This window comes from Bacteroides sp. MSK.20.12 (assembly GCF_019052435.1).
Lineage (GTDB): Bacteria > Bacteroidota > Bacteroidia > Bacteroidales > Bacteroidaceae > Bacteroides > Bacteroides xylanisolvens.
The window spans coordinates 13,973-26,658 of sequence record NZ_JAHQVH010000021.1 but is presented as its reverse complement, the minus strand read 5'-3'; the positions used below and the strand labels follow the sequence as shown (position 1 = coordinate 26,658).

Annotated in this window: 8 protein-coding genes; 6 read left to right on the top strand and 2 right to left on the bottom strand. The window is 46.9% G+C overall.

The features are described 5' to 3' along the window. Positions 1-69: 69 nt before the first annotated feature. The 5 genes from KTR06_RS12520 (at position 70) to KTR06_RS24500 (ending at position 7,243) form a co-directional block, all read left to right on the top strand. A complete protein-coding gene (locus KTR06_RS12520; protein WP_004312544.1) occupies positions 70-2,409 on the top strand; it encodes a TonB-dependent receptor in 2,340 nt (779 codons plus the stop codon). A gap of 104 nt (positions 2,410-2,513) precedes the next feature. Beyond that, positions 2,514-3,707 carry an AraC family transcriptional regulator gene (locus KTR06_RS12515; RefSeq protein WP_141409364.1) on the top strand — a complete coding sequence of 398 codons (1,194 nt, stop codon included), beginning with the start codon at positions 2,514-2,516 and terminating at the stop codon, positions 3,705-3,707. Positions 3,708-3,925: 218 nt separating this feature from the next. Further along, a complete protein-coding gene (locus tag KTR06_RS12510; RefSeq protein WP_217290384.1) occupies positions 3,926-5,125 on the top strand; it encodes an Ig-like domain-containing protein in 1,200 nt (399 codons plus the stop codon). Positions 5,126-5,185: 60 nt separating this feature from the next. Beyond that, a complete protein-coding gene (locus tag KTR06_RS12505; RefSeq protein WP_004312541.1) occupies positions 5,186-6,001 on the top strand; it encodes a DNA-binding domain-containing protein in 816 nt (271 codons plus the stop codon). Positions 6,002-6,121: 120 nt separating this feature from the next. Further along, positions 6,122-7,243 (top strand): Ig-like domain-containing protein, encoded by a 1,122-nt coding sequence (locus KTR06_RS24500; protein ID WP_227236521.1) that lies wholly within the window; start codon positions 6,122-6,124, stop codon positions 7,241-7,243. A gap of 280 nt (positions 7,244-7,523) precedes the next feature. Here KTR06_RS24500 and KTR06_RS12490 read toward each other — a convergent pair whose 3' ends face one another. Next, a complete protein-coding gene (locus KTR06_RS12490; protein WP_217290383.1) occupies positions 7,524-9,086 on the bottom strand; it encodes an ATP-binding protein in 1,563 nt (520 codons plus the stop codon). 89 nt (positions 9,087-9,175) lie between these two features. Continuing rightward, positions 9,176-10,090 (bottom strand): cation diffusion facilitator family transporter, encoded by a 915-nt coding sequence (locus KTR06_RS12485; RefSeq protein ID WP_008022898.1) that lies wholly within the window; start codon positions 10,088-10,090, stop codon positions 9,176-9,178. Positions 10,091-10,278: 188 nt separating this feature from the next. Between KTR06_RS12485 and KTR06_RS12480 the strand changes: the two genes are divergently transcribed. Continuing rightward, positions 10,279-12,600, top strand: coding sequence for a family 20 glycosylhydrolase (locus KTR06_RS12480; protein WP_217290382.1), 2,322 nt, complete (start codon positions 10,279-10,281; stop codon positions 12,598-12,600). Positions 12,601-12,686: the final 86 nt, after the last annotated feature.

Below are 12,686 nucleotides of genomic sequence, written 5' to 3'. Positions count from 1 at the left end.
GATTAATGATCGCTGCTTCCCTTTCCCTTATTATTATTTTTGATTTTAAACATTAAAAGACTAACGACAATGAAGAAATATCTTTTAGTCCTGGCCGGCCTGTATTGTGTCCTGTCATACGCATTGGCTGAACATCCGGACTACCCTGAACTGAAAAAATCCGATGCGAACATCATAGGCCATGTACTGGATAAGAAAACGAAAGAGCACCTTCCTTACATCACCATTGCACTGAAAGGAACAACGATAGGAACCGTGACCGACGCTACCGGACATTATTTTTTGAAGAATTTGCCGGAAGGTAACTTTATACTGGAGGTTAGCTCGGTCGGCTACAAGACCGTGACCCGCAACGTGACTCTGAAAAAAGGAAAGACACTGGAAGAGGATTTTGAAATAGAAGAGGACGCGATTGCTTTGGATGGGGTAGTGGTTTCCGCCAACCGCAGTGAAACGACGCGCCGTTTGGCTCCTACTTTGGTAAATGTCGTCGATCTGAAGCTATTTGAAACGACTAACTCTTCCACTTTATCGCAAGGGCTGAACTTTCAGCCCGGTGTACGTGTAGAGACAAACTGCCAGAATTGTGGTTTCCAGCAAGTCCGCATCAATGGACTGGACGGACCGTATACGCAGATTTTGATAGATTCCCGTCCCGTATTCAGTGCCCTTTCCGGAGTGTATGGCCTGGAACAGATTCCCGCCAGCATGATTGAACGCGTAGAAGTGATGCGTGGGGGAGGTTCCGCCTTGTTCGGCTCTTCGGCCATTGCAGGAACCATCAATATAATCACCAAAGAGCCTTTGCGCAATTCCGGCCAGCTGTCGCACACCCTTACTGCTTTAGGGGGCGGCTCCTCATTCGATAACAATACCTCCCTGAATGCTTCATTAGTGACGGACGATCATCGTGCCGGACTGTATATCTTTGGTCAGAACCGTCACCGGTCCGGATATGATTATGACGGAGACGGATTCACCGAACTACCTAAATTGAAGAATCAGACAGTGGGCTTCCGCTCTTATCTGAAAACAAGCACTTACTCCAAACTAACCTTCGAATATCACCACATGCAGGAATTCCGTCGGGGAGGGGATATGTTGGACCGTCCTCCTCACGAAGCCCATATTGCAGAGCAGTTGCAACATTCGATTGATGGTGGAAGTTTGAAGTTCGATTATTTCTCGCCAGATGAAAAGAACCGTCTAAGTATCTTTGCGTCAGCCGCCAATACAGATCGGGACAGTTATTACGGACCGGGTAACGATCCTCTGAAAGCCTATGGAAAAACAACGGATTTAACCGCTATGGGCGGCGCGCAGTATGTACATACGTTTGATAAGTGTTTTTTTATGCCTTCTGACCTCACGGCAGGACTTGAATATAACCGTGATCGTCTGAAAGATAATATGTGGGGATATGACCGCCACACGGATCAGACGGTAAATATTTACAGTGCTTTTCTGCAGAACGAGTGGAAGAACGACCGTTGGGGCATTCTGATCGGTGGTCGTCTGGATAAGCATAACATGGTAGATAATGTCATCTTTAGCCCCCGTGCCAACTTGCGTTTCAACCCGACACAGAATATAAACCTGCGTTTGAGCTATTCATCCGGATTCCGTGCTCCGCAGGCTTTTGATGAAGATATGCATATTGAAAATGTGGGCGGAACAGTGGCAATGATTGAGCGTGCGAAGAACTTGAAAGAAGAGAAATCCCAAAGTTTCAGTGCGTCCGCAGATATGTATCACCGTTTCGGAGTATTCCAGACGAATTTCTTGATCGAGGGCTTTTATACAAGACTGACAGATGTCTTCGTGTTGGGCGAACCTTATGACCGTGGCGATGGGATATTGGTAAAAACACGCAGTAACGGTCCCGGCGCGAAAGTGATGGGGCTAACGCTGGAGGGCAAAGTGGCTTATCTTTCCATCCTGCAAATACAAGCGGGACTCACTTTGCAACGCAGCCGATACGATGAACCTCATAAATGGCATGACGACGCACCGGCAGAAAAGAAAATTTTCCGTACTCCCGATACATATGGTTACTTCACAGCTACTTATACTCCCATCAAACCTTTATCCATTGCCCTGTCAGGAACTTATACCGGGAGAATGTTAGTGCAACGCATGGATATCACCGCCGAGAACGCCGAACTGGGCGCAATGCCCGAACGAAAGGCGGAAGCCATCCGTACACCCCGTTTCTTCGATTTGGGAGTGAAACTGGCTTATGACTTCAAGCTATACAAAACAGTCGATTTGCAACTAAACGGCGGAGTTCAGAACCTCTTTGAGTCTTATCAGAAGGACTTTGATAGAGGAGCTAATCGGGATTCCGGCTATATTTACGGGCCTTCTCTGCCGAGAAGTTTCTTTGCCGGAGTGAAGATTAGCTATTAGGTTGTTTCTATACGATTTTGCAGACTTGTCGAGTTTTACAGGGTGTAACTAGTCGGTTTCTCGTCAAGATTCATTAACTTTGTCGGGAAAATAAATGCTAAGCAATGGATATACCGGCTTTACACACACTAACAAACGGCATTATTATCGGAATATGTCTGTCTATATCTTTCGGTCTTGTCTGCTTCAAGCAGATGGCGCACGCCATTAATCCCAAATACAGGCGTGCATGCCATTTCTTCATCGCTGCTTCTCTCATTATCGCTGCCGGTCATTTGGCGGAGTTGCTGGTTGACGGGTTCGGCGTATACCGGTCGTTGGACTTATTCTCAATATTGGTGTTGGTGCTTGCTTCTTCGCAGGCGTTGATGTTCACGTTTATGTTGATATTGCTGTTCGACAGCAGATACGTCACTTTTGCCAATGTGATGAAGCATGCGGCGCCTTCGCTCGTTTTCATTCTGCTGTATGTGGTGAGTTGCTGCATTGAAGCGGACGTCTGTGTATATTCTTTAGCAGAATGGCGTGCGTGTGTCGTTCACAATCTCCCGTTGGCAGTGCGGACCTTGTTCGGTGTCACCTATACCGTACAACTGTTCGTTTACGTCCGCCTCTTTTTCCGTAAAAAACACCACTACATCACGCATTTAAAAGAATTGACCGGAGAGTGTATCTCAAAACTGGAACTCCGGTGGACGATGCGCGCTTTCCTTTATGCGTTGAGTGTCGGCATTGGCGCATGGGTTTTACTTGTCTGTCCGGGACCAATACCCGAGTTTAGTTTCAGTTTCCTTATCGTGGTTTTCTATCCTGCTTTTGCATGGCTGTACACTAACTATCATTACACTTACGAGATGCTACGCCGTTTTATCGTCGAACAGGATGGGAAACTGCCCCAACCACCGCTCGAAGCCGATATGGGCGACCTCATCTGTTACCTGCAATCTGGCGATAGCAACCACTTGTTTGAAGAGCTCGAAGCCTATCTGCAGAAAGAACAACCGTACCTCGATTACAACTTCAAGCGTGACGACCTGATTAAAGCTCTTGGCACAAACGAGCGTAATCTCTCCGCCGCTGTGGGGTGTGCCACAGGACTGACCTTGCAAAATTATCTTCTCCGCCTGCGCATCCGTCATGCCATGGACTTGCTCCTGCTTCCGGACTACGCGAACCACACAATCGAAGACATTGCCGGAGCGTCGGGCTTCAAGGCAATGCGCACCTTCAACCGCAATTTCCGCGAATTGGTAAAAATGACTCCTACTGAGTTCCGCCAACAAAAGTCTGTACTTTAAAGGAGAAGGCGATACTCTTTTATCATCAAATGCTGTTGTTTCCATCAATGCATAGGTAGAAGTTTCTCCGAACAATGGAATTTCCGGCAATCCTGCAAGATTTGCAGGATTTTGGCTATACAATGCAGGATTTTGGCTATACCTTTTCGTTGTTGCATATTACTTTTGTCCGAAAAGAGAACACGATTTATTCACCCTTTTAGAAAGACAAAAGAAGTATGAAACAACTAAGAATCTTTTTCCTCTGCCTTATGGCAGCAACGTTGGCAACCGCCTGTGGCGACGACAACAATGACGACAACTCTGTGCCCGTAGAGAGCATCACCCTCAATCATGAGACTCTGACCCTGAAATCGGGAGCGACCGAAACGCTGGTTCCCACCATTGTCCCCGACCGGGTGACTGCCGAATCCGTAGTATGGAGCAGTGACAAAACTTCCGTAGCCACCGTAAGTAAAGACGGACTGGTGACCGCCGTAGCTGAAGGAACAGCCACCATCACCGCCACCGCACGCGAAAAGTCCGCCACCTGCCTTGTGACGGTTAGCAGCAACAAGACGCTTGTCACTACCGTAGCCGAACTGAAAACCGCTATTGAAACGGCAGACGGCACTGCGGATGCACCAACACAAATCATCCTCGGTGGATATATATGGGTTGCTGCGGATGCAGAGCATTTTGCCTTTTCAATAGACGGCAAACACATTGCTATTGACGGCGGAAATAATCCTATCAGCGGTGATAATTATAGTATTTCCCGTACCGCTAGCGACAAAAGCCTTTTTGAGCTTATAAACGGCGCGTCATTGAAGCTGACCAACCTCAACATTTATGGAAATGCTGATACCTATTCAACTAATATCGCCTGCATATTTGTTAGGGCGTCTTGCAAACTAACGCTGGGTAACGGCTTCGAACTATATTCCGGCGATGGGAATGATAATGACCAGCTAATTGGTATCTCTGTCGGTGATAATGCCACGCTCATTATGGAAGGCGATGCTGAAATCTCCAACAGCATAAAGGGGCAGGAAGTGCTTGTTGCCCCTACAGGAATACTGCAACTGAAAGGCGGAAAAATAATAGCAAGGGAGGAGGGAACGTATATGAGTGAACGGAGCCTCTGTCTGCAAGCTGCGATTAATGGCAATCAAGTGACCATCCCCACCGTTACGGTTGAAAACGAACTTCCGGCGGATTCTGATTTTAAATTAGATCTATATGATTACGTGTTGAGTCGTTTCACTGTCCGGCCAGGAGCCGAAACCGTTGTTAAGGGAACCGACAGCTACACCTTGACTGACAGTGATCTTATGAAGTTCCATCTGATGACTAATACTACTGGGGGCATGACATATTATGACAGTTATTTCGAACTTTATCTGGACGGTAATGCTATCAAGATACGTGCGAAATGACAAGCAGCACAGAACGTAACCAATAAATAGATATTCACTTTCCTTAAAACAATCATTATCATGGCAACAAACGAAAAAATCACGCTCAATGTTGACCTTTACGACAACATCATGACCGAGCAAAAAGGCGACTACACCGGACGCGCACGCATCACAGGCAGTCTGCACAACAAAGAAATCGCAGCACGCATCATCAAGGAGCGTACCGAGTACCGGCAGGAAACCATCGAGAACATCCTCGACCTTGCCGACCAGAAGAAGGTGGAAGCCATCGCCGAAGGGAAGAGTGTGGTAGACGGTGTGGGACAGTACATCGTCACCGTACGCGGTTCGTTCCTCGGGGAGAACGCCCAGTTTGACGCCACGAAGCACTCGCTCGGTGTGTCCTACACACCGGGACAACTGCTGCGCGACCAGCTCAAAGCCGTAAAAGTAATCTGCAACGGGCTGGCACAGACGGGGCCGGTCATCAACTCCATCACCGACTCCGTGACGAAGAGTATCAGCCAGGTCATCACTTCCGGCGGTCCTGCCGTTATCAGCGGAAGCAACATTAAAATCCTCGGTGACGACCCTTCGGTCGGCATCTATCTCACCAAAGACGAAGAGGGAGCCGTCCCGTTGAAAGTGTCCGTCATCGTTCACAACGCACCGTCACAACTCACCATCATGCTACCTGCCATAGAAGCCGGAAAGCTCTATGCGCTAAGCATCACGACACAATATAGCGGAAGCAACAAGGCATTGAAAACGCCACGCTCTTACCGTTTCCCGATTCTGCTGGGTGACGAAAACGCGGGTGGCGGCGGTGGCGGCGGCGAAGCGCCCGACCCTGAAATCCCCGGAGGAGGTGAAGCCCCCGACCCGGCTGCATAAAGAAGCAGGTCACGAATGAGGGCGGACAGTCCGGCTGCAGACAGCGTATCCGCCCTCATGGCAAACAAAAAAAGCGGTAGCCTTTCATAATTTACCCTTTTAAAGAAAACAGAAAGACGCATGAAACAACTAAGAATCTTTTTCCTCTGCCTTGTGGCAGCAACGTTGGTAACCGCCTGCGGCGGCGACGACAAAGACAACTCTACACCGGTAGAGAAAATCACCCTTGACAAGGAAACACTCCTGCTGAATTCCAACAGCTCGGAAACACTGACCGCCACCGTAACTCCTGCCAGCGCAACGGAAAACACCGTGACATGGAGCAGCGATAAGACCACCGTGGTTACCGTAGACCAAAACGGGAAAGTGAACGCCCTGACCGAAGGAACCGCCACCGTCACGGCAACGGCAGGCGGTAAGTCGGCAACCTGTGTCGTAACGGTATCGGATGCTGTAATTATCAATGCTCCCGAGCAACTACAAGTTGCGTTCGAAGATGCTTCCAGCAACCCCGATAGCCCTACGAAAATCAGGCTGGGGGCAGGGTTTGAACTCGAACTCTGCTATGGAGAGACTTCAGACCCGCACCGGTATATCGAACTGGATGGCGGTGGATTTACTTTGTCTAATGTAACAGGCTCAGAATCAGATGTCGTCACTATAGAATCAACCACCCTGAAACTCAGCAATATCAAGATGAATACCACTGATGACTCAAATTGTGTGATAGCGCTTTATCCGACGAATACGAAGTTGATACTTGGCAGCGGGGCAAAGCTTGATAATCCTACCGGCCGGGCTGTTTATGTCTTTGAGGGATGCCAGCTTATTATGGATGAAGGTTCTTCCGTGAACGGGAGAATCGTATTGCAAACAAATAAATATAACAGTGATGAAGGCGGCAGCTTCTTCTACAAAGGGGGGACATGGGAGAACGCCGAGCTTATGTTCTCCTATGATAACGCAAGCACACTGATGCCGATGACTCTGACCAAAGCACTTGCCAACCCGTACAAACTGACGTTTGTGGCTCAATGGAGTATGCAGCCATCCTATTTCCCCGAAGGTGGATTCACGGTGGTGAAAGGAGACGGATACACCTTAACCCAACTCGATCTTGAGAAAATCACCTCATTGGAAATGGACGTCGCCGATAGTTCTGTAACCTCTGAAAACTGCGAACTGGTACTGGATACAGCCGAAAATGCCATCAAGCTGCGTATCAAAGCAACAGCCTATTGAATACGTAAAACCGGAACGGCGGAAAGGGATGTGTGCCGCAGCAGGCTGGGGAGACGTGCCGCAGCAGGCTAGGGGAGCATGCCACAGCAGGCAAGGAGAGCATGCCACAACAAGTTAGGGAAACGCACCACAGCAAGCTGTGGCAATACACCCTAATTTCCCGGCTACGACAGCACAGAACACGCAAAAAGGCAGCAGTTACTCACAGACGAGAGCAACTGGTGCCTTTTTCACGTGTCACACCATATCCTTGTCTACTTCAAGCAAGTGGCGTACGCTGTTAATCCGTTTCGATTTTCCAGTCTCCAATTGTTCTCGTGGTACTGTCGAAGTTGATGCCGACCTTCACTACTTTCCTGTGGTCTGCCTCATAAGGAATCGCATACCCTTTGCTGTTAATTTGTGCCAAAGCCTCTTCCGCGGTGCCGTCCATTTTAAATTCAAGTACATAAATGGCATCCTGCATTTTGATAACCACGTCCGCTCGTCCGACAGCGCTTTTGACTTCGGTATCCACATATTGTCCCATCAAGCGGAACAGAAGATAGAATATGGTTTGATAATGTTTTTCCTCTTTGTTGTTCAGGTCGTTCGGAATAGAGGCGAAGAAAGACCGGGTGCGTTCAAGGCAAGATTCAAGGTTTCCCTTCATTAAATCACGCACAAAGGACACTACATAAAAGTTGCTTTCGCGCGTAGGTTGGTAAAGATAAGAAGGGATGAGCGACTCGATAAAGCCGATTCTTACTTCCTCGTTCGGGTAGCCTAATGTATAGGTACGAAAGAAAGCATCGTACGACTTGATTGTGAGATAACCGCTTTGGTAGAGCACCGGAATAGGGTCGGTGAGACAATCCGTAGCCTTGTCGAAGTCTTCCGGCTTGGCGTCCATACGGTCGAGCAGCCGGATGTCAAAGTTCATTTGTTGCAGGAGTTCTATCAGAAAGGTAGGGGTACCGGTAGAAAACCAGTAGTTCTCATAACTCTTTTGGGCAAAAGCATTAATCAGGCTGAAAGGATTGTACACATCCACACAGGATTTACTGAAATGATATCCGTCATATTGCTTCTTCAAGTGGGCGCACGCCTCTTCATACGTTTCATCGTTGGCTTGTGCCATCTGTTCGACATCAATTTTCATCTGCGTCAGCAGTTCCTGTTCGGTGATACCGCAGATAGTGCTGTAATTGTCGCTCATGCTGACGTTCTGAAGATTGTTAAGTTCGCTGAATATGCTCATCTGGCTGAATTTGCTGATGCCCGTCAGGAAGAGGAAGCGAAGATATTTACCTGACTTTTTTAAGGGGCTGAAGAAGTCGCGCATGATACCACGAATCTCATGCTGCAACTCATGGTTATTGTTACTGTCCAGCATCGGGGCGTCATATTCGTCCACTAATACGACAACCTGCTGCCCGGTTTGCTCATAAGCGCGGCGGATGATACCTTCCAGACGTAAACTAAATGTGTCTTCGCCTTCCTGACGTCCGTAGATGTTTTCCCAAAGTAACAGCTGAACATTGATAGATGCGCGAAGTGACTCTGCTTCCATATATTTACTGCCGCTAAAGTCGATATGTAGCACCGGATACACTGTCCAGTCTTTCTCCAACTGCTCCATGTCAAGTCCGTTGAAAAGTTCTTTCTTTCCCAGAAAATAGGCTTCGAGCGTAGAGATGAGCAGGCTCTTTCCGAAACGACGGGGACGACTCAAGAAATAAACAGTGTTTGTACTTACGAGTTGATAAATCAATGCAGTTTTATCAACATAGATGTATTTATTGTTGCGCAACTGTTCAAAGTCCTGTATCCCGATAGGATAGCGCCTGAATGTTCCTTCCATATCAAATTTTTATTAAAATGTGAACGATGAATGCAAAGTTAAGAAAAAGAAGCGGAATAGCTTTCTTTGTTGCCGAAGATTTTCACGTGTCACACCATATCCTTGTCTACCCCGAATTTCTCATCCGTCTGACACTCCCCGGCAGGTTCCACATGCACCAGAATATCATAGACATTATCTATCGAGCTTTCAATACTTTTCTCCACCGCCCCGGCAATCTCATGCGCTTGTGTAATCGTTATCTGCGGATTCACCTCTATATCGAGCGTAATTATATACCGGTTTCCTATCATTCTCGACCTGACCCGGTGCGGATTACTTGCTCCCGGCACTTTCTCGACAGCTTCGAATATCTTATTATACACATTGACATCCTTCACGCCATCCATAAGCTCCACATTCGAGTCGAGAAAAATACCAATGGACGACTTGATGATAAAGAGGCTGATTATCAATCCCGTTATCGAATCGAGTATCGGCAATTTGAATATAAAAGTAAAAATCAACCCTAATAAAACTCCGGCCGAGATGACAACATCATTACGCATATTTATCGCATTCGCCGTCAGCATGGAACTGTCTATTTTCTTTCCCTGTTTGTACTGGTACGAAGCCAGCATCAGTTTGCCGACAATAGAGAATATAGTCACATAGATAGCGATAGCCGATGGTATCTCTTTCACTTCATCTGAAAAGATGCTTTGAATGGAAGATATCAGCATTTGCATACCGGCATAAAATATCACCAGTGACAGAATCTTTGTCGCGATGCCTTCCGCTTTCTCATAACCAAATACATATTTCTTTGAAGGAGGACGGTTGATGAGGCGTGCCGTAAAAATCATAACGATAGAGATAACGACGTCGGTTGCCGAGTCGATACCGTCGCCCACTACCGCCAAACTACCGGCCCATAAACCGATGATGATTTTTGATGCGGACAGGATTGCATTGCCAATGGTGCTAATCCATGAGGTTTTGATTAAGATGTTCTCTCTTGACATTGAAGTGACTCTTTATAATTAATTGTTTGATTGCGATTGGCTAGCAAAGATAAACATTTATAGGAGTCTGTGGTGTCAAGTCGCAAAAAAACTTTTCCCGGTCTTTTAGTAGTTTATATGTTTTAGTTGTATTATATATAGATGGTCAATTAAAAACAGGACAAATCATTTATTAAATAGTTAACCGCATGTTTAAAAAACTAAGTAGCTCTTTACTCATTGTATCAGTTTGTGTTTTTTCTTCTTGTACGCCCACCGTCAAGCAAGAGATTGCAATCTTACCTACCCCCGTTAGTCTGACCGAGCAGTCGGGCTCGTTTGTTTTAAAAGATGGAATGAAGATTGGAGTGTCCGATCAGTCGTTATTTCCGGCAGTCGGATACCTGCAGGAGATTCTCCGCAATGTCATATCAACTTCTGTGGAAGTCACTACTGATAAGGATCAGGTAGATATGTATTTTCAGTTGAAAGATACCGGTGGCAAGCCCGGTTCTTATAGGCTTCAGTCTACGCCGGAATATATCCAGATAGAGGCTAGTGACTATTCAGGCATCATTTCTGCGATTACTACTATTCGCCAGCTGCTTCCTGCAGCGATAGAAGTGCAGGGAGAAAAACAAACTTATTCAATCCCTGTTGTGCAAATAGAAGATGCACCCCGTTTTGAATGGCGTGGGTTTATGCTGGATGCTTCCCGTCACTTCTGGAATAAGAATGAGGTGAAGCATGTATTGGATCTGATGTCTTTGTATAAACTCAATAAATTCCACTGGCATTTGTCTGACGATCAGGGCTGGCGTATAGAGATTGAGAAATACCCGCTGCTTACCGAAAAAGGAGCTTGGCGTAAGTTTAATAAGCACGACCGTACCTGCATGGCACGTGCGAAAGAAGAAGATAATACCGATTTCCTGATTCCGCAAAATAAGATACGCATTGTGGAAGGAGATACGCTGTATGGAGGTTATTATACTCACGATGATATCAAAGAAATAGTGGCCTATGCTGCACAAAGAGGAATCGATGTCATTCCCGAGATTGATATGCCGGGGCATTTTCTCGCGGCTATCAGTCAATATCCGGAGTTGGCATGCGACGGACTAATCGGATGGGGAGAAATCTTCTCTTCTCCTATCTGTCCGGGTAAAGATGCGACACTGGAATTCTGCCGGAATGTGTTCAAAGAAGTTTTCGAACTTTTCCCTTATGAATATGTGCACATGGGTGGTGATGAAGTGGAAAAAGCCAACTGGAAGAAATGCCCTCTCTGTCAGAAACGTATCCGTACGAAGAAGTTGGGTTCGGTAGAAGAGCTTCAGGCATGGTTTGTACGTGACATAGAGAAATTTTTCCTCGCCAACGGAAAGAAACTCATCGGCTGGGATGAAGTGGTAGCCGACGGATTATCTTCCGATGCCGCTATTACATGGTGGAGAAGTTGGGCGAAAGACGCGTTGCCTACGGCGACCGCGCAAAAGCAGAAAGTGATTGCTTGTCCGAATGAATATTTCTATTTCGATTATGCGCAGGATCAGAATTCAGTAAAGAAAATACTGGCGTACGATCCGTGTGCAGATGAACGGTTATCACCGGAACAGAAGAAATATATCTGGGGTGTACAGGCTAATCTCTGGGCTGAATGGATTCCGACTATGAAACGCATTGAATACCTGATTGTTCCCCGCATGATTGCATTGAGCGAAATAGCCTGGGCAGAGCCGGTTGCTAAACCAAGCCTCGAAGAGTTTTATCGTCAGCTTGTTCCGCAGTTTAAACGGATGGATGTGATGAGGATAAATTATCGGGTGCCCGATTTGCAGGGATTCTATAAAGTGAATGCATTTATCGATGAAACAACGGTTGACTTAACTTGCCCGTTGCCCGGTACTGAAATACGCTATACGACAGACGGCAGTATGCCTACCAAGGAATCCGCTCTTTATAATGGTGCTCTGGACGTGACGGAGACTACCGATTTCGCTTTCCGTACCTTTCGTCCCGATGGTTCTCCTTCGGATGTGGCGCGTACTAAATATGTAAAGGCTCCTTATGCGGAGGCGGTGACTGCTCCGGCTGCCTTGCAGCCCGGCTTGAAAGCTGTATGGCATGACTTCCGCGGTAATCTTTGTGCAGACATTGATTCGGCTCCGGTAAAAGGGGAATATGTGGTAGAATCGGTATCTATCCCCGAAGAGGTGAAAGGAAATATCGGTTTGGTGATGACCGGTTATCTGGAAGTTCCCGCTGATGGTATTTACACCTTTGCCCTTCTATCGGATGACGGTAGTACATTGACGCTTGACGGTGAATTGCTGGGAGATAATGACGGTGCACACTCATCGGTAGAGATTATTGTGCAGAAGGCATTGAAAGCCGGATTGCATCCGATAGAGGTTCGTTACTTCGATTGTAACGGAGGTGTATTGCAGATGGAACTGGTGAATGAAAAAGGTGAAAAAGAAATGCTGCCGGGTGCGTGGTTGAAACATGAGGTGCACGCACGTGTGTGAAACTGGATGGGTAAAAGAGGGTATCCTTTTGTGAAGTGCACCCTCTTTACCTCTTTTAGAATACATCATCTATTCATATTCCAAAA